Raw genomic sequence first — 19,241 nt, forward strand, 5'->3', positions numbered from 1 at the left:
ATCCGGATGGGTTCGAGGGCGGGTGCGTAAAGGTCAGCGTAGTGGCCTCAGCGGGTGGCCGTGATGGATCGAGACTGTCAGTCGTCGCTCTTATGATCATGGCCATGTCGACTGCGTTCACCACCTTGTGGACCCATGACGTCTGCCGGGAGCTACGCCGGCACCGAGTCGGCGAGCGGCCCTCGGTGGCGTTCAGCGGGGTGCACCAGTCTCTTCCCAGTTGGACCAGCGTCGGTGTCGGCGACGATGTCTTCGCGCTGCATGTCAACCGATGCGTGGTCTACCTGGTGAGCCGCCTGCGCGTCGTCGACAAGCAGCGGCGCGACTGTTGCGGCGCCGCTGCAACAACATGGCGTGACCCGTCCTATCCGGGTCACGACGCCTGGGCGATGCTCGGCGCCAATGGATGTGGGGCGAGCCCGGTACACGTCGAAGCGACACCGATCCGCTTCGGTTGATCCTTGGCAAGCCGGCGTCGGTCGTCGACGCGGATGCTGTCGCATACGATTCCGTCCTGGGGATCTCGATGAGTGAGCTGAGATCACACAAGCCCGACTACTTCTGGTACTGCCATGAACACGACCATTTTTCGCAAGTGGTCGTGGTTGAAGCGAAAGGTACGACGTCTGGCGTCCGTCGGACGGTCGCGCAGTTGGCGCGAGGGGTGGAGCAGGTGCTCGTCCCGAGTCAGATTCCGGGCGTACCGATGCGCAGAATCGTGGTGGGCGCGGGCTTCAGGGGGCGCCGTATCTGGGCCTACGCGGTGGAGGTCGGCGAGCCGGACATCAGCACACGTCAGGATGCCGTGGCTGTCATTCGGGAGAGGGAGAAGGCGGTGCCCGCACGGGGGCGTCGCCAGTTCGACAAGGACGACGCGGCCTACTTCGCTACGGTGGATGCGGCAGTTGCCGCCCGCGAGGTTTTGATCGAGGATCAGGTGCGGCTCCACAACTTTGCCGGGCAGCCGGTAACGAGGAATACCACCCGCGCCGACTCCCAGGCGGCCAGGGCGAGAATCAGGACTCTGGAACCGGTGTACGCGCAGGGCGCGACGTTCAGGTGCGAGAGCACCCGGATCCCATTGAGCCAGCAGATGCTCCATGTGCGTACGGGCGTCGCCGACGAACTGATAATACCGCTCGAGGAACTCGCTGGCCGTGACCTGACTGCGCGCCGTTCGTCCTACCGCCGTGGACGTGACGGACATGGCTACTGGCTCGTACCCGCCGAGACCGCCGATGGCCGGGAGCTTGAGGCGGTTACCTCACCCGATGGATGCATGCTGTCTGTGTCGGTTGAATGACTCCGCCCGCACCGCGGTCACCGGCAGTTCATGGCTGGACTCGGCGGCGACGGTGACCCGGATCACTGCCGTGGTGACCCCGAAAAGGGGGCTTGGCTGGCGTCCGGGTGCGGCCGGCGACGCAGTGGCCAGGGGGCGGACGACGGGAGCCGGCAGGGCATCGCCCCCGTTCACCCCCCGAAAACCCTCGCTGAAGGTTGACAATCAGTGAGAAGAAGCGCCTAGTGCTTGGCTGTGTCTGTGCAGCTCAACGCCTACGTCGGCAACCGACGACAAGTTGGATTCGGCTACGTTCCGTAACAATGCGTTTTGGCAAGCGATGACAAGTGTGGGGGAGGCTCGACAAGAGGTTCTCGTGGGTTCGAGTCGTCTCGGTCCGCTGAGGTGTCCGGTCAGATGCCTGCGAGGGTGAGGAGTCGATCCATTTCGGGCACTGGCAGCGTTGGTGCTGCGGCGGTGGCGTGCGCTACCCATTCGTTTGGATCTGCGAGCAGGGTGCGACGTACGTGGACTGGTAGGTTCGGGTGCCCGGCGACTGCATGGCGAACTACGATCTCGGGGTCGGTGGCCAGACGTTCGGCCAGTTCGACGGGCAGGTCCTCATCTCGGGGTGCCAGGCACCGCATCCGTGGGTCCGGGTCGGTGGCCAGCCGGCGCAGGGTTTGCGGCGGGAACGTGAAGTCGTCGGCGGGGCGCCAGTTCGTCTTCTTGTCCGGCTGGAACTCACGGTCGATGCGCTCGGCTGTGGCCGGGTCGACCAGGTGCGGGGCGTGGGTGGCCATGGTCGTGCGTACGCCGCTGTCGTCGTCGTTGAGTAGCCGGATGACCGCGTCGGCGGGCAGCGTCCGGCTGCGTGCCGCGGAGCGGCGGAAGCAGATGTATGGCGAGGACAGGTGTGGCAGCGGGTCTGCGGTGACCCAGTCGAGCCGCAGGCACCGCAACTCGGCGAGGGCCATGTGGTCTTCGACCTGCTGCAGAAGGGCATCGTCGTCGAGTTCGTCGTCGAGCAGGTCGGTCAGTGGGCGCTCGCCCTGCTGAATGTCCTCGAAGATCCGGTGGCGTGCCGGTTCGGGTGTGTCCCGGCGGCCGAAGATGCCGACGCGTACGTTCGCGCTGGGATCGTCGGTGAGCTGGTCGCGTACTGGTGGGGGTAGCTGTGGGTGTTCGGCGAGTTGGCGGCGGACCTGGTGGTCGGGGTCGCCGGCCAGCCGTGCGGCCAGTTCCGGGGTCAGGATCGCGTGGCGTACCGCTCCGGCGCGGGTGACCGGGTCGGCAAGCAGTCCCGTCACGAGGTCGGGGGGCGGCACCGGATGCGGCGACCTCGCGTAGTAGGTCGTGCATGCGGCGGCGCGTACCTCGCCGACGGGGTCGGTGAGCAGGATCCGCCGGACCGTCTCGGGTGCTTGCGTCCACCACCGTGCGAGCGTGGTCCGGACCTGCGGGTCAGGGTCGCCGGCGAGCTGGGCCAGCAGATCGGCCGGTACGTCGTCGCGTTCGGCAAGGTAACTGCGCACCCGTGTATCCGGATCGTCGATGAGTCGCTCGTAGAGATCGCGGGGTGCGTCACGGGCGCGGGCGGCCAGGGCAGCCCGGATGGCGGGGTCGTTGTGCGCGGCCAATCGCATCCGGACGGTGTTCGGCAACCGAGGGTTGAGTGCGAGCGAGTGCAGCAGCCAGTGATGACCCGAGGTGAGGATCTCCTCGATCAGGTCCAGGGTCAGGTCGGCGCGCGTGGCGACGTAACCGGAGCCACGCCGGTATCCCACCAAGCGGCAGACCATGCTGGCGGGCAGCGCGGGGTTCTCGGCAAGGCCGTCCAGCACCTTCGACAGGTGGACCGGAGTCGGCGCGTCATCAGCCACCGGCCGCCCCTCCCCGAATCCGTTGCGCCTCAGCAGTCTTGCATCTTCATCGCACGCGGTACTGCCCCGGATCGGTGGGCCTCCCCGGGAGCGGAGTAGACCCCGCTTCATCAAAGCGGGAACTCAACGTCGAGTGCAGGTGCAGGCTGCCGCATGGCCTGGCCTTGCAGGTGACCGGGCGTCTGGTGGTGCCCGTCCGGAGGTCGGCCCAGCCGCGCCGCTGCGTCTGTCGCTGGTCTGTGACCGCCGACGGGATGCCGTCCTCGCCGGGCGCCAGCCTCCTGCTCGACTGCGTTGAGTGCAAAGAGTTGCGTTCATCTTAAACAAGTGCGCAGAATGTAAGGCATGACTCAATGGGACATCTTCACGGACGTGGCCGCGATCCTGTACCCGATCCCGCGACCCGAACCTGGCGAGGAAGACTTCGATGGCTTCCTCGCCGCGCGCGACCAAGCTGCCGAAGACCAGCAGCACGCCGTCGAGAACCTGCGGGCCGCGTGGGAGGAAGGCGACCAGGATCCGTTGATCGGGGCGCTGGCCACCGCTCGACGCGCGAAGGAGGAGGCGGAGCAGCGGATCCGCGGTTTGCTCGCCTATGGCCGCGAGTTCGTCCAACCCCGCCCCTACACGTTGGGCGACCTGGCCGCAGCCGCCGGCATGTCCATCTCCGGCGTGCGCACCGCCTACGGCCATCGCGACGTCGCCCAGGTGGCCGATGCCACCGGCGCCAAGCCCCGCGAGTGGCGAGCCCCCCACCCCGACGACCGAAGTGCAACGGCATGAGCGCAGCGGCCTGGACCTGCCCGATCCGCTGGCGGTGCCTCTACGCCATCATCGAAGGCGTTCGCTACGAGGTGGACCCGAGCCCCGACGACACCGCGATCAGCCTGCTGTTTCGAGCCTGGTGCGCCGGCTGCGGTGTCGAGTTCACCCACCCGTTTCGCATCAGTGCCGCGCGTGAGCGGGCGGCCTGATCAAGTCGCTTCTTGGCGTCGACCCTTCGCTGGCCAGACGGGCAAGCCGATCTCGCGCGCAGCCGGCGACGCCCCGAAGCCGCGAGGTCAGCTGACCTGCTGGCCATCGTCGTCGAGAACCTTCCCCGCATCCGAAGTGCGCGGGGCTCGAGCCGCCCCCGATCGATTTCGGCGGGACGCACGTCCTTGTCCTCGACCTGGCCTCCGATTCGCGGAAGCTGCCACCGGTGCCCGTGGTGCTGCACGCGAGTTCCGCATCGGCACCTGGACCACCTCGTCGCCTGGCACGAGTTGGTCCGGCAGGTGCCACGGTAATCTGCTACTGGTGCCTCCTCGGGGGTCACCCGCCTGCACCACCTGATCGTCGCCGGAGAGATGGCCACCAAGTCATGGTCCGATCAATGGGTCTCTCCTGCTATGACCATGTTCCAGGCGTCTGACATCAGCCATGACAGCGACCGGGGCACGCAGCCGTGCCCACCAGCGCATTGCGGAGTGACACCATACAACTGGTAGTGGTGCCACTCCGCCCGTACTACCCTCCTTGATTGCAGCCGTTATGCGCCATCGCTATGCCGTCCGACGCGCCCCCTCGGCCCCGATCAAAGGCTTTCCCAGCTCTGAATTGAGAAGCCACGAGCCGACAGCGGTCCCGCCTATTCCGGGGTGCCAACCAGGGGAGGAACATGTCTACGAATCGCCATCTCTTGAATGTACGACCTTCGACAATTGCCCCATGAAGGAACCCAACCTCTCCGACATGTCGCTCGGCATGGTCTCAACCTTCACGCCTGCAGCGACGTGCTCACCAAGCGCATAGAGAGCTTCCCACAGCCACTCGGCGGTCACTAGATCAAGGCGGACGACTACCACCCCATCGCCCAGCTCGACAGATGTCCCGAAACGATCTTCTTCCATCACTTATCCTTGGGTATTCCGTGTCACGATAATCGAGATCTTCGCAAATTCATCTTCGTGTCTAACGCCGGGAATCCCAGCAAGCCATCTAGCCTCCCCCGGGGGCGAGTTGCGCGGAGACAACGGCTGGACCGGCGTGTAGAACTCGACACCCCGCCTACCCTGCGGCAGGGCACCCCGATATGCCTGGACCATAGGACGGTCCTGGTAAGAGATGCGCGCAACCCTCCCCCACAACTCACCGCTCTCTGTCATTTGAGCAGCCACCTCGGCAGTCTGGGTAGGAGACTCCAGCCGATGGAACGGCCCGTAGAGACGATCACCGGCGGCACTCTCGATAAAATCTTCGCCGCAGTTGTGGACCAAGACCGGCGTGGTGCCGGCCATCACATAGTACGTGTGGACGTCGGCGACTGTAAGGTCGCGCATGATCTCTGCGCCGAGGAAGTTGTGGACCTTTGCCACCGTCGCCGGGGCGCCCGACGGCGCCTTCAACTCTTCGGTTGCCTGGAGGTCGGCCGCATTTACCCACGCGTTGCGGCTTGCGCTCCAAAACGGATGATGCTGTGTCGTCTTTAGTGGGGCGATCGAACCATCGTCGGTCTGGATGGAGAGATCGGTAAGTGACTCGTCCTGATTAATGTGAAGCGCTTCTACGGTCTGGGAACTCGTGACGCCGGTCATGGGGTCATGCGCTAGAACTTCGTCGCCCACGGCAACTTCAGCGATAGGGCGGGTGGTGCCGTCGGCCATGAGTACGGGTGTGGCAGGGGCGAAGCTGTGCTTGGCGCAGCCGGACTTCGCTGCAGGTGCACCACCGCCACCATTGTTGGAAGGCTTCCCCTTGGTCGTTGGCCCTGGTTCCTTCGTCGGCGGCTTTGGCGGTTTCGGGGCGGGGGATTGATTGGCTGCGGACCGGGCATCTGCCTTGATGGCTGCCATCTCGCGGGCGTCGGCCGCATGATCGATCTTGGGTGCAGCTCCAGTCGGCGCCTTTCCGACAGCCGACTTTGCTCTGTCGGCGATCCAGCCGACGGTGGCCTTGCACCAGGCTTTGATCTTGCATGCCCAGTCCAGGACGGGAACAGTGGAGACTCCTGCCACTACCGCTTCGGTGTAGTTGCCTTCCTTGACGTAGATGGCCGCATTGACCCCGTCGCAGACCATTCCGACAGGCAAGAACAGTCCGCACGCCTCCAGGCTTTCATGCGTTTTTTGGCGACCGGTCTTCCTCGCAGGCCCTACCCCGTCGTTGCCGGAACCACCGCCTTCGACATCTTCTTGACATGCATATCCACCCAACCCATGGTCGCATAGGCCCGTGGGCGTATCGATCCCACCGTACTCGGGGATGATTTCGCCGCTGGGGTCGCTGTAGGTGATGGGGTTGTTGGCGGCGTAGGTGTAGGCGGGGAGTTGGCGGGGGTTGCCGGGGTCGTTGATGGGGTCGACGGAGATGAACCGGCCGATGGTCGGGTCGTACTCGCGTGCGCCCAGGTGTGTCAGGCCCGTGGGGTCCTTGAAGCCGCCGAGGAATCCCTGTTGGTTGGGCCAGGTTGGCTGTGGTCCACGGGGTGTGCCGTAAGGGGTTTGTCTGCGTTGGGTGATGGTCTGGTTGGTGTCGGTGGCGACGCTGAGCTGGGCGGTTCCTTGGTAGTCGCTGGCGAGCCAGGTGAGGCCGGTGACGGTGCGTTGGGCGATGGTCTCGCCGTTGAAGGTGTAGTAGCGGGTGGCGTCGACCTGTCCGGTGCTGTTGTTTCGCCGGACCTCTTGGCCGTCGAGGAACAGGGTGCTGCTGGTGGGGTCGGTGGCGATGAGTCGGTTGCCGGAGGCGTCGTAGATGTAGGAGTTGGTGCCTGCGCTGTCGGTCAGTGTGGCCAGATGGCCTTCGGCATCCCAGGTCATCGTTTGTTGACCGGAGGGGCCGGGGCGGCTGGTCATGTTGCCGGCGTTGTCGTAGGAGTACGAGCCGGTGGTGGTGCCGGTGTTGTCCGTTCGGCTCCAGCCCAGCAGGGCGTGGGGCTGAGCGGTTTGCGGGCTCGGGTAGTTGTAGGTGGTGGTGATGGTTCCGGTCGGGGTGGCCCGCTCGGTCTGGGTCAGCCTGTTCCCGATGCGGCCCTTCGGGTCGGTGGGCGCGCCGAACGACCACTGCTGCCAGTAGGGTGCCGGCCCTCCGAGTTCCTGGTCGTTCTGGGGTGGTGTGGCGCAGTCATGGGACTCGGGTGTCCACGCTTGGGTGAGTCGGCGTTGGTGGTCGTAGGTGAAGCACTGGGTGTCGCGGGTGGCGCTGCCGGGGTTGTCGTCGATCTTCTTGAGATTGCCGCTGGGGTCGTAGGAGTACTCGACGTTGGCGATCAGACCCGGGGAGGTTGAGCGTGAGACCGAGCTGCTCTTGGCCCGGCCGGTGGCTTCGTCGTAGTAGGTGGCGGACTGGAGGAACTTGGCGCCTGTTAGGGCGGTGGCGCGGGTGATGGTGTTGAGTTCGAACAGGCTGGTGTAGCCGGATTGGATGGCGTAGTAGCTGGCGTCGCCGTAGTCGGTGGCCAGCTGGTTGGGCATGCCGTAGGTCGTGTCGTACTTGTGGGTGAGGATCTCTTGGCTTAGCCCGCCGGCTGCGGGGAGCGTGAGGTTGTTGAGCGCGCCGCTGGCCTTGAACGTGGCCTTGTTGGTGAAGCTGCAGGTCGTGGCTCCTATGCCGCAGAAGCTTGCCTGCGAGGCTGGGAGGGTGAGTTTGGTCTGCGTCGGCCGGTAGAGCTTGTCGACGGTGACGGTCTCGTCGCGGTACTCGTCGGTGCCGATGAACCGGGAGGCCGACTTGACGACGCCCTTGACCGGCGAGTCGTAGGTGTATCCGATGCGTTTCTGGCCGGTGAGGCTGCCCTCGCGGAGGGTTTCGAGCCGGCCGACCTGGTCGTAGGTGTAGTAGAGGTCCGGCGTGTCGGGCCGGGAGTCGGTGGTCTTTTCCAGGTCACCGTACGTGTTGTACGTCATGGTGGAGGTGCCCTGGTCGGGGTCGTTGACCGAGACCGGGCGGCCCTGAATGTCGTAGGTGTAGGACCAGGTGTTGCCCGAGGCGTCCGCGACGGTGCTCAGCTGGCCGGTGGGGTGGTAGGTGTAGCTGGTTTCGTCGTAGGTGCCGGTCGCCGTGTGGCTGTGGTACTGCCAGAGCTTCTCGACGCGGCCCTGGACGTCGGTCCAGGTGGTGATGGCCGCCTCGCCCTGCGCGGGTTCGGTGGTGGTGTGGTCTCCGTGGTAGGTAATCGAGGTGCGGGACTTCTCAACCTGGAGCCCGTTCTGGCCGGCGAGCAGGAGAGAGTGCAGCGGTCGTCCCGCGACGTCGAAGAGGGTCTGGGTCTGACTGGGGATCTCGTAGTCGTTGCCGAGGCGGATCTCGGTGAGGTCGACCGGACTGCTGTTCCAGTAGGCCGAGTTCGCCTTGTAGATGCGGCCAGCGGCGTCGTAGAAGGTGTCGGTGAGGATCCTTCCGGCGCCGTACGCCGGTTCCTGGGTCTGCCTGCCGCGTCCGAGGCCATCGAGCAGGACGTGGGAAGTGTCGTATCCGCCGTTGGCGTTGAGGGACTCGGTCGTGATCGTGGATGGCTGGGTCTTATGTAGTTGGTAGCTGTAGCGGGTCGATGGCGCGGAGGGGTTCGCGGTGCGATCGCGGTCCGGCAGCCAGACGGCGGTGTTGCGACCCATCGCGTCGTAGGTGTATTCGGTGATCCGCAGGTTGGGGTCGGTCGCCTTGAGGGGGAGCCCGAGGACCGGGTCGAGGTCGACGATGTCGCTCCACAACAGCGGGTTCTTTGTCTCCACCTTGGTGACCGGACCGTCGACGAGCGGGGTGTAGGTGGTGGTGGTCGTCTGCCCCGCGACGTCGGTGGACTCTGTCACGCGACCGCGGGCGTCGTAGGCGGCCGTGGATTTCTGCTGGTAGGTGCGGGTGCCGCCGCTGAAGCCGGTGATGGCTTCGATCTTGGTCAGCAGTCCCTTCGTCGGGGTGGTGTTGTAGGTGAGCGAGTCGAAGCTGAACTTCGTGTCGGCGGTGATCTGGCTTGCGGTGGTCGGCGTGGTGGCGCAGGTGCCGATCCAGCCGTGGGTGCGCTTGACCGGGGTCAGGAGCCAGTTCGCGCCGGTGGTGTTGCGGGCGTACTCGGTCTGTACGCAGGCCTCGTCGCCGGTCTTGTCGTCGTCGCCGTTGTCCTGAACGGTCGTTGGCATGCCGTAGTCGCCGTAGGTGGTCGTCGTGCTGGCCCGGCGGACACCAGTGTCGGTGGTGGCCCGGCTGCGGACGGTGGTGACCCGGCTGTAGCGGGCCTCGGCGATCGGGGTGCCCGCGCGGGTCGCGGTGGCGGCCGATCGCCACATGTCGTTGACGGTGGCGGCCAGCACGCTGCTACCGAGCCAGCTGATCTGTTCCCGTGGGGTGCCGGCGTAGTGGTCGTAGTCGTTGACGGCTCCGCCTTCGAGGCCTTCGACGGTGCTGGTGCGGGTGCCGCCGCCGGCGAGTTTGTCGCCGTACATGCCCCGGTAGTAGAGGGTTTCGGTCTTGACGCGGTTGGTGCCCTCACCGACGTAGGTGGTGACCTTCGGGTAGCCGCGCCACTGGGACCAGCTCTTGCGGTTGTCCGGGGCGAGGCCGTTGTCCTCGTCGTAGTGCCACAGCGGCTGGTTGCCCGGGTTGCCGTACTCGTAGCTGGTGCGCAGCGGTCGGGCCCCGCCGGTGGGGTCGATCTGCTGGACCTCGCGGACGACGTACTTGTGGAAGTAGTCGGTGATGGGGTCGGTGTAGGCCGGTGGGGTCCATCGGACCGGGTAGCAGAGCAGGGTGTTGCTGTCCAGGGCGCTGGCTGACGGCATGGTGCCGCCCTTGGCGCACTGGCGGTCGCTGTAGGTGACAAAGAGCTGGCCACCGGTCTCGAGCGTGATCAGGTTGACCCGGCGCCAGTTCATGGCCAGCGCCCAGTCCGAGCCGGTGGCGTCGACCCGGTTCTGCATCTGGATGCCCTCGAAGGTCACCTCGGGGGCGACGACCGCCTTGGTGTCATCGTTCGGCGTGGTGATCAGCGCGGGGTCGTTCAGGCCGCGGTGGGTGATGCCTTCCAGCCACAGGCCGGCGCGGGTGCCGTCACCGGGGTCGGGGAACGACTGGCGCAGCGTCCAGGAGTCGGCGGGCTGTACTCGACAGGGCGGTCTTGCACACGGAGATGGTGATCACTGTCGTCCGCTTGACCGACCAGAAGGTGGGTGAGCCGTTCTGGCAGGGGTTCGTGGTGGCGGTGCACTCCTGGTCCCAGGGGGTGTCCGGCCAGGTGGTGTCGTTCTTGGTCGTGCAGTTGGCCAGGCAGCGGTCGGCGTAGGTGAAGGCCACCCGCATCGGGGCGTTCTGGACGTACGGGGATGCCGCGGCGTACTCGGTGTTGTCGCGGTTGTCCGTGCCGTAGTCGATGCGGGTGAGGTAGCCCGCCCGGTCGTATGCGACGGGCGCCGAGGATGCCTTGTTCTTGGCGTAGTGGTTGGTCTCCTTGCTCCACCACAGGGACATGGTGTTGCCGTGGACGTCCTGGATGTAGTCCAGGTTCCAGCGCCACGCCTGCCGTTTGCCGCCGCACTCGGACGCGGCGAAGGTGCTCTGGTGGCACGGCTCGCCGGGGTTGTTGCCGTACACCGGGACGGTCAGCACGGAGTTGGTCGTCGGGCGCGAGGTGCTCCAGCCCGGCAGTTGGTGGCGACCGAACCAGTACTGGGTGCCGTTGGCGGTGGTGACCTTCCAGTACTCGTTGTCATTGTCGCCGTTGTTGTAGACCGGGGAGGTCAGCAGCTCGATCTTGGAGCCGTCCTCGCGGCGGGGATGCCACTTGCCGTCGCTGCCCTTGAGTAGTTCGACCGACGACCCACCGAGGGACATGACGGCGTTGTCGGGCCCCCAGCACAGGTCTCCGGTCTTGACGGTGTTGTTCGCGCCAGAGCTGTCCATGTCGTCGGCGCATGCCTTGTACTGCCGCTCGATGAATCCCGGCGAGTAGTCGAAGCCCTCACCGATCATTCCCGGCTGGTTGTTCGTCGCCGCCTGCCTGCCGTCGACCGCCTGCGAGGAGTACGACAGGGCGAGGCTCGGGGCGGGGCCGCCCGGGCCGGGCGGGGTCCTCATCGGGTAGGACCAGTTGAAGCCACCAGTGGAGCCACCATGGCTCCACGAGGACGACGGCGCGAGGCTCGACGCGGTGAAGCTGCCAGCACCACCGGACGGGCCCGCCGCCAACGCGATCAGCGTCCCGCTCGTCGCGGTGGACGGGACCATCCCGTAGCGCTTCGCATCCGCTCTCGACATCGCGGGGCGGATCGGCCCTGCCGGCACCGACGCCGACACGGTGCGGTCGCGCACCGCGTTGCGGGACTCAAGCGGCGTCACGAGGCAGTCCTTGGCTTCCGGTGAGGTCAGCGCGCACTCGGGCACCCGCACGAGCCGCACCCGCGATGACCAGTCGGCGCCGAACGCGCTGGCAAACGTCGAGTAGTCGACCGTCACCTCGACCTGGCCGTCCGACTGCCCGCCGTCGGTACGTCCCACCCGGATGAGCAGGCCGCCACGCAAGCCGGCTCTCTCCGCAGTGGCCTGTGGTAGCACCTGGACCCGTACCTTGCCCGGAACTGCCGTCGCCGGACGGCGTGCCGAGTCGGAGCCTGGGGGTGCGATCGCCACCGGAAGCGATCCGGCGCGGACCGGCTTCGAGGTGGCCGCCCGCGCGTCCTTCGTAGGCAGGGTCACTTCGGCGGTTCCCGCCACCGGCCACACCGGCGAGGGGCGTTGGATCTTGTTGGCGGCGGCCTCAGCATCCGGCGCCGGCTTCGCGGTCTTGACCGGGTGAACGGGCACCGACTCGTAGCGCTGCGGCTTGAGCAGCTCGGCGGTGGCCTCTGGTCGCGCCTGCGCCGGGACCTGTCCACCGAGGGTCGCCAACGCCATGGCGAGCACGATCACCGCAGCGGTCAGCGGACGTCGGGGCAACAGTGGGGGAATGTGTGGTCGGTGCCGGGCCGGGTGTATCGGGCGGCGGGGTCTGACGGTGGCCATGGTGTCCTTTCGCCTGAGGGCTGCGCGCCGTGCTGGCATCCACGGCGGTGGGTGGGGGCCGGCAGCCGGGGCGCGCCTCGTCTGCTCCTGCCGGCCGAAGCCGCATGGGCAGTCGTTGTTCGCTGGGCTTCGCCGGAGAGGTGGGGACAGTGCGACTGGCCTTCCACTGATGAGGCCGGGGCCAGCCGGGTAGGACGTGTCGTGGCGACCCTGCCGCCCGGCCGTAGCGGTGCACATGGCAGCGATACGGCCGGGCAGCAGGTGGCCACATGTTCAGGCCAGGCGGCTCAGCCTTCGTTCATGTCGGTGAGGATGTCGCCCTCGGACAGCAGCCCCTGCCAGGCACGGACCCGGTCGACAGTGCCGCCGTTGACAAAGTAGGAGCTCTTCGCCTTGCCGACGTGGAACACCGACGAGCTGTTCCAGGTGACGGTGTTGGCGCGGCTGCCCTGCAGAACGCCGTTGACGTACAACCTGAGTTCCCGGGCAGAAGCGTCGTACCGGGCCGCGACATGCGTCCACGTGTCCAGCTGCGCTGGGTTGACGGAGACGATGTACTGCCAGGTCGCGGTGCCGGTGTCCACTGACGGGATGGTGATGCACCACTTGTCGGTGGGATCGTCGTACATCAGGTAGAAGGCGGCGCGTGTGGCGCCGTCCTGCGCCAGGACCGCCTGGTGATCTGCCGTGGTGACCTTGACCCACGCGGCGACGGTGAACGACTGGTCGGTGCGCAGGACGGACGCTGCGGTGTCTGCGGAGCCGGGGCTGCCGTTGACCAGCAGGCCGGTCGAGCCGTTGTGTCCGCCTTCCATGGCCCAGTCAGCGGCGGGGGCATCGGCCAGGGTCAGCGGGCGCTGGTATCCCGATGCGTCGCCCTCCTGACGGGGCGCTTCGGTGTCGACGTCCTCCATGTCCCAGGCTCCGACCTTGACAGCCGCGACCAGCGGCGCCAGGTCGAGTTCCGGGTCGATGACACGGTCCCACACCGACACCTCGCTGATCGCGCCGTTCCAGTGCGCCACATCGGTGCCGCTCCAGCGTTCACGGCCGATGGTGATCGTGCCGCCGGCGTTGAAGGTCCGGGGAACCGTACCGGTGCTGACCTTCGTGCCGTTGACGTAGAGCAGCAGTTTGCCGCCGGCTGCGTCATACACGCCGGCCACGTGGGTCCACACGCCCGTGACCGCCACCGGCCCGAAGATGTTCGTGAAGGCGGTGCCCCCGAGGTTCTCCTCCATGACCCCGAACGTCCAGCGGTTGTCGCCCCACTTGCGGAGCATGAACGAGTCGGTCGCGCTCGCGGGAGACCCCGCGATCTCCATCAGCCCATCGGCGTCGGGGCGCACCCAGGCGGCGACCGAGTAGCTTCGGGACGTGTCCAGGCCGACGTTGGCGCTCGCGTAGTCGTTCACGCCGTCGAACTTGACCGCCCAGTCCTTGCCGCGGGACTTGTGCGTGCCAGCGATCCGTGAGTCGGTCCAGGTGGGCCCGTTGGTCAGGGTCGCGGTGGCCCCGCCGACCTCGGCCGGTGGGGCCAGAGAGGTCCCTGCTCCCTCGTCCATCGCCCAATGCGCCTTCGGCAGGGAAGCGATGTTGACGAGGAAGTTGTAGTCCAGTGCGCCACTGGGGTTCCCGGCCTGGTCGCGACTCACGACGGTCAGCACGTTGTTGCCGATGAGCTCCGGGGTGATCCACACAGTCGCTGAGCCGCCAAGGGTAGGTGCCTTGACGATGGACTCGGCGCCACCATTGAGTCGGTACACGTAGTCGTAGACGCCCATGGCCCCGTTGGGCGAGAACGTGAACCGCCCCGAGTATCCGATCCCGCCCTGGGCGTCCACGTTCGTGCCCAAGGGCGGGGACGCCGGGTACAGGCCGTCGGCGGTCGTTACGGCCGGGACAGCCTCCGGTGACGATGTATCGATATCGAGCTCACACCACGGTGACGCGTTCGAAGTGCCGCCGAGGGTGTCCTTGGTCTGCACCTGCCACCGGTAGCGGTCCCCGTTCGCGGTGCTCACGGTGAACTGCACCTCGGCCTTGGCCCCGGGCGCGACGCCGGAATCGGTCTTCGGCCAGCCCGTCGCCGCCGCCCACGTACTGGTCGTCGCGTTCCACTTCTGCACGGTGAAGACGCCCGAGAGGCTACCGCCGTTGCTGCCGTCGGGATCGGTAAGCGTGGCCTTCAACCAGGGCGCAGAGGAGTTGATCACGGGACGTGAGGCACCCGTGACGCAGGCCTTCGCAGGGGCGGTGTATCCAGTGTGAGTGCTCATCTGCCCGGCGGTCGGTGTGGTGGGGCTGGTGTTGTACTCCACCGTCAGCTTCGTCATCGCCGGGTCGAACTTCTTCCACCAGTTACTGGTGGTCTCCAAAGTGCCATCGGACTTGCGGGTGGACAACGCCAGGGTGTAGTTGTCCTGGCCGATCGCCGCGGCCACGTCGTTCTTCAGGTTGGTGCTGGTGAACTCCATGGGCAGGTCCGGCTGCGGGTCATTGGGGCAGCTCGGCGCGGCGGGGGCCTTGTGCGCGTGTCCCGACCGTTCCTCCAACCACAACGCCAGGTTCGGCCCGTCCCACATCTGCTTACCAGAGGTGGCGAGATCGGCCGACCGCCACAGGTTGACCGGGGTGTTGGCGCAATCCCACGAATGAGTCATCTCGGTCAGGAACTTCACCGACCGGATCGCCTTGCCGGACAGGCTCGTCAGGTTGAACCGGAAGAAGGACCGGAAGGTCCCCGCGCCGGTCGGCTCCTTGCCCACCCGGGCGACGCCGTCGTCCCGCGTCAGGTTCTCCGATCCCGTGTAGCCCCACTTCGCCTTGTTGATGGTCGTCCAAGGATCGATGACGACCGGGTACACGGTGTCTGGCCCCCGAAGCAGGTCCAGGTCCGGCCGGATCACCAAATCCGTACCCTCGATGCTGGTGGGCAACTCGGCCTGTTCAGCCAGATCCGGGGCAGCGCGAACGACATCGCGCTGCTGTTGCGCCGCAGCGGCCTTCGCGGCCTGCGTCGTCGCCCCACCGTTCGTGGACGAGTCCCACATCAATGCGTTGCCGCTCGACAGGACTGCTACGCCAGCGCCGTCGACCACCTCGAACCCGCCGCCGCTGCGGTCGCGTGGGGTCAACCCGGGCGTGTTCAACGGCATGCGAAGCTCCTGGAGCTGAGAATTGGCCGCTGCCTCAGCCGACTTCACCACCACGGCCCAGGTGAACCCGTCCGCCAGTGCCCGCACCCGAAGGTCAACCTCTGGCCATACCGATTCGTATACGGCCGTGTCGCCCTCCAGCCGAGGAGCGGGCAACTGGCCAGGCCAGCCGAGGCTCACCTCGCTGCTGTCGCCAATCGGTAGCCGCACTGCCGGAGTGGCACCACCAGTCGAGAAGGCAACTCTCGCCAGCGTCGCCACGGGGGCGACCCCACGGTCAGTCGTCATCCGCAGGGTCGTGTCGATCTGCCGCCACGCACCGTCAGTCCCGCGGGTCCAGCGAGGAGTCGCGTAGGACTCCAGCAGCAGCGAACCTTCCGGAGTCGCCAAGACCCGCGACAACTCTGACCTCAAGTCCGTTACCTCCACGGGCGAGCCAGAACGCTCGGCCGCCGCCAACGCCACCGCCTCGGCTGATGGGGCCTCCGCTGCCTCCGCCGATGCCGGCGTCGCCGGGGCCTGAACACTCACCGCCGCACTGCCAGCGACAACGGCGGCTGTCAGCCCCCACGCCGTTCTGCGGACACGCGTCATCGACCAACGACGTCGCACGTCGCCTCCCCCGAGATTGAAGTCGACTGAAGCTAAGGCCCGGCACTCTTCGCGTCAATACCCCTACAGGGTGTGACGGTGCGTAACGCGAGCCACGTTCATATGTGGCATGTGGTCTGGATTCTGCTGCCCCTGAGTGATCGTCTGGCAAGGGGTCCCGGTGCTGCGAAGGACGAGGAGGGCGAGAGCGACTCGTGGGCTGCCCGGCCAAGATCGGCGGGCCCTGGCTGTCTCGGCCGGCCAGGGCATCACGCGGCCAAGTCCCGTTCACCGGCGTAGTTCTCTAGTGGATCGACCCGGTGCCGCACCAACGTGAGGCGGAGGGCTTGCGATACTCTGCGCCGACAACTGCTTCGGAAAGCGGCGCACATGATGGGAAGACCGTCGATCGACGGCGCACGTCACACTACGGCGCTCGGCATCCTCGTCATGGTGGCCTTGCTGGGCACGGTTGGATGTTCGCGCTCTGCGGACACCGTCGAGTCGCGGACCTCCACCCCGCCCTCGCCCAGCCTCAGTCCTGCGGCGATGCGACTCGACAAGCCGGAGAAGCTGCTCGGACGGTGGAACGAATCAGTCGATCGACGACTGATCGGGCTGGCCGAGAAGAACATGGGCTACTTCAAGGGTTTCGTCCAGGGAGAGCCGACCAGCGCAGTAGGCACCGCCTATGTGGCGGTGAAAGAGCACTACTCACCCGAACTCGGGGTCTATCGCGATGACAATCGGTTCATCCTCCTCAGTGGGGTGTCCGGAACCGCCACCGCTCCAGACGCGGTGTTGGATGCGGTGTTCGCCGGACTGACGGCTGTCGACGATGTAGAGCCCGTCCCGTCCGGTCCACTCGGAGGGAAGGCCCGGTGCGGTACGGGTCAGAGCAAGGATCTCCGCGTCGATGTCTGCGTCTGGGCTTCCGCGCAGACTCTCGGCATGATCCACTTTGGTGGCCTCACCCAAGCCGACGACCCGGGCGAGAAGTTCAGGCAGATCCGTTCGCAGACTGAGCACCCAGCAAGATAAAGCGGACCGGAGGCTTCCGAACGACGAGGACGTTGATACGTGACGCCGATTGCTAATTAGTCGGCAACGTCAAGTGGCTCTTCACGGTTGGCGGTGTAGTTGCGGCCTGAAGCCGCCGGTTTCGAGCAGGGATCTGGCGATGTAGTTGGTCAGGTTGCGAAACCCGAGGGCGGAGCCGCGCAGGTGCTCGAGCCGTCCGTTAATCGCTTCGGTCGGGCCGTTGGACGTGCCGGGCCGGTCGAAGTACGCCAAGACGTCGGTCGCACGCTTCTTCAGCGTCCGGCCGAGCGTGACGATCACACAAACCATGATCAATATGAACTAGACGCCCTCTTACTGGGCGTTTTGATCTTGTCTGTGTACGATTGGCGGCATTCGGCCCGCCGAATGACAGGCCAGCAGAGCAGCCGACTCATGGCTATCGGCACTATTTGCCCTGACTGATACCGCATCGATATGCCAGCTTCGTTCCGCAGATCGTGTCTGGTTCAGAAAAGCCCTCGTATCGTCGGACTCCAGGTGCGATCCACCACGTCCGTTCCACAGTAGACCTTCGACATGGTTGAGCAACCCGCCTACCCTTCCGACCTGTCCGACGCCCGCTGGGCGCTGATCGCACCACGCCTTGCCGCCTGGCGCCAGGCCCGCACCGACGCCGGCGTCGGCGGACGCACCGCCAGCCACGACCTGCGGGAGATCTTCAACGCGATCCTCTACGTCAACCGCACCGGCATCGCCTGGCGCTACCTGCCCCACGACTTGCCACCCTGGCAGACCGTCTACGGCTACTTCACCGCCTGGACCGCCGACGGCATCTTCACCCAGCTCAACTACCAGCTCACCGGCCTGGCCCGCACCAAAGCCGGACGCGCCGCACAGCCATCGGCCGCCGTGATCGACACCCAGAGCGTGAAGACCTCCACCAACGCACCACTGCCCACCCAGGGTATCGACGCCGGCAAGAAGATCGTCGGACGCAAACGCGGCATCGTCACCGACACCCTCGGCCTGCTCCTCGCCGTCGTCGTCACCGCCGCCAGTACCAGTGACAACACCATCGGCATCGACCTGCTCAACCAGGCCAAGACCACCCACCCGGCCCTGGCCAAGACCTGGGTCGACGCCGGCTTCAAGAACAAGGTCATCGAACACGGCGCCACCCTCGGCATCGACGTCGAAGTCGTCACCAAAGACCCACAGATCAGAGGATTCTCCGTGGTCAAACGCCGATGGGTCATCGAACGCACCCTCGGCTGGATCATGCTCCACCGCCGCCTGGCCCGCGATTACGAAGCCCTACCCGACAACTCCGCCAGCATGATCCGCATCGCGATGATCGACAACCTCACCAGACGCGTCGCCGACGAAACCACCCCAACCTGGCGAGACATCTGAAGGCAACATCACTCGCAAAATACGTGAATCAGACGCCCTCTTAGAGTTCCTAACAAAGTCGTACGACGTGTCGGTACGTGATGATGCAGGTGGTGAGGCTGAGGAAGGCTTCGTGCATGTCGTCACGGCGTTCCCAGCGGATGCGTAGCCGTCGCATGCCGTGGTACCAGGCAATCGTCCGCTCGACCATCCACCGGACTACTCCGAGGCCGGAGCCGTGGGGGTGGCCGCGGCGGGCGATGCGTGGGCGGATGCCCTTGCCGCGTACCGCCCGACGGTACTTGTCGTGGTCGTAGGCGCGGTCGCCGAAGAGCTGATCCGGGCGGCGTCGTGGCCGGCCGCGCCGTCCGCGTACCGGTGGGATCTTGTCGATCAGTGGGAGCAGTTCGGTGACGTCGTGGCGGTTGCCGCCGGTCAGCGACACGGCCAGGGGGATGCCGGCGCCCTCGGTCAGGACGTGGTGCTTCGAGCCCGGGCGGGCGCGGTCGACCGGGCTCGGCCCGCTTTTGGGCCACGTCGGGCGGCCCGCACATGCGAGGAGTCGATCACGGCACGGGACCAGTCCAGCTTGCCGGCTGCCCGGAGTTCGGCCAGCAGCAACTCGTGCAGTCGCTGCCACACCCCGGCCCGGTTCCACTCCTCCAGGCGCCGCCAGCAGGTCATCCCCGAGCCGAACCCCAACTGCTGGGGCAGGAACTCCCACTGGATGCCGGTGTGCAGCACGAACAGGATCCCGCACAGCACCTGCCGGTCCGGGATCCGCTTGCGTCCCGGGTGCCGTGGGTTGCGCTCAGGTGTGGGCAGCAGCGGCTCGATGCGCTGCCACAGCCCGTCCGGCACGATCCACGGCGGCTGCTCGCCACGCCTCACGGCCCGACATCGTAGATCACCCTCTACAAGGGACGAAAAACCAGGTGGTCATTT

Annotated in this window: 11 protein-coding genes and 2 pseudogenes; 6 read left to right on the forward strand and 7 right to left on the reverse strand. The window is 66.4% G+C overall.

Going from position 1 to position 19,241, the window contains the following annotated elements:
* Positions 1–104: 104 nt before the first annotated feature.
* Complete coding sequence (locus MCAG_RS25900; RefSeq protein ID WP_232290276.1) at positions 105–458, forward strand: hypothetical protein; 354 nt, start codon at positions 105–107, stop codon at positions 456–458.
* Positions 455–1,303, forward strand: a complete 849-nt coding sequence (locus tag MCAG_RS25905; protein ID WP_007075912.1) for a hypothetical protein — start codon at positions 455–457, stop codon at positions 1,301–1,303. The genes MCAG_RS25900 and MCAG_RS25905 overlap by 4 nt, the downstream gene beginning before the upstream one ends.
* Positions 1,304–1,695: 392 nt before the next feature.
* On the opposite strand, the gene MCAG_RS25910 is transcribed toward MCAG_RS25905, so the two are convergent.
* The gene (locus tag MCAG_RS25910) at positions 1,696–3,165 is read right to left on the reverse strand and encodes a hypothetical protein (RefSeq protein WP_007075914.1); all 1,470 of its coding nucleotides are present in this window, start codon (positions 3,163–3,165) and stop codon (positions 1,696–1,698) included.
* 345 nt (positions 3,166–3,510) lie between these two features.
* On the opposite strand from MCAG_RS25910, the gene MCAG_RS25915 reads away from it, so the two are divergent.
* Both MCAG_RS25915 and MCAG_RS25920 read left to right on the forward strand, forming a co-directional pair.
* On the forward strand, positions 3,511–3,948 hold the full coding sequence (locus tag MCAG_RS25915; RefSeq protein WP_007075915.1) for a hypothetical protein: 438 nt from the start codon (positions 3,511–3,513) through the stop codon (positions 3,946–3,948).
* Positions 3,945–4,139 carry a hypothetical protein gene (locus MCAG_RS25920; protein WP_007075916.1) on the forward strand — a complete coding sequence of 65 codons (195 nt, stop codon included), beginning with the start codon at positions 3,945–3,947 and terminating at the stop codon, positions 4,137–4,139. Before MCAG_RS25915 ends, MCAG_RS25920 begins: the two co-directional genes overlap by 4 nt.
* Positions 4,140–4,829: 690 nt before the next feature.
* On the opposite strand, the gene MCAG_RS25925 is transcribed toward MCAG_RS25920, so the two are convergent.
* From MCAG_RS25925 to MCAG_RS25935, 4 genes are all read right to left on the reverse strand, one after another.
* Positions 4,830–5,057 (reverse strand): hypothetical protein, encoded by a 228-nt coding sequence (locus tag MCAG_RS25925; RefSeq protein ID WP_007075917.1) that lies wholly within the window; start codon positions 5,055–5,057, stop codon positions 4,830–4,832.
* A gap of 3 nt (positions 5,058–5,060) precedes the next feature.
* Positions 5,061–10,076, reverse strand: coding sequence for an RHS repeat-associated core domain-containing protein (locus MCAG_RS25930; protein ID WP_050778061.1), 5,016 nt, complete (start codon positions 10,074–10,076; stop codon positions 5,061–5,063).
* A gap of 109 nt (positions 10,077–10,185) precedes the next feature.
* Entirely contained in the window at positions 10,186–12,066 is a 1,881-nt protein-coding gene (locus MCAG_RS29885; protein ID WP_157548217.1) for a hypothetical protein, read from the reverse strand.
* Between the two features lie 353 nt (positions 12,067–12,419).
* Positions 12,420–15,749 (reverse strand): LamG domain-containing protein, encoded by a 3,330-nt coding sequence (locus MCAG_RS25935; RefSeq protein ID WP_198141625.1) that lies wholly within the window; start codon positions 15,747–15,749, stop codon positions 12,420–12,422.
* A gap of 681 nt (positions 15,750–16,430) precedes the next feature.
* Between MCAG_RS25935 and MCAG_RS25940 the strand changes: the two genes are divergently transcribed.
* On the forward strand, positions 16,431–16,922 hold the full coding sequence (locus MCAG_RS25940; protein ID WP_157548219.1) for a hypothetical protein: 492 nt from the start codon (positions 16,431–16,433) through the stop codon (positions 16,920–16,922).
* Positions 16,923–17,003: 81 nt separating this feature from the next.
* Here MCAG_RS25940 and MCAG_RS25945 read toward each other — a convergent pair.
* Positions 17,004–17,219 (reverse strand): annotated as a pseudogene (locus tag MCAG_RS25945) (transposase); the annotation flags it as partial.
* A gap of 261 nt (positions 17,220–17,480) precedes the next feature.
* On the opposite strand from MCAG_RS25945, the gene MCAG_RS25950 reads away from it, so the two are divergent.
* A complete protein-coding gene (locus MCAG_RS25950) occupies positions 17,481–18,317 on the forward strand; it encodes an IS5 family transposase (RefSeq protein ID WP_007075922.1) in 837 nt (278 codons plus the stop codon).
* 49 nt (positions 18,318–18,366) lie between these two features.
* On the opposite strand, the pseudogene MCAG_RS31330 reads toward MCAG_RS25950, so the two are convergent.
* Positions 18,367–19,187: pseudogene (locus MCAG_RS31330) on the reverse strand (IS5 family transposase).
* Positions 19,188–19,241: the final 54 nt, after the last annotated feature.

It is taken from the genome of Micromonospora sp. ATCC 39149 (assembly GCF_000158815.1).
GTDB lineage: Bacteria > Actinomycetota > Actinomycetes > Mycobacteriales > Micromonosporaceae > Micromonospora.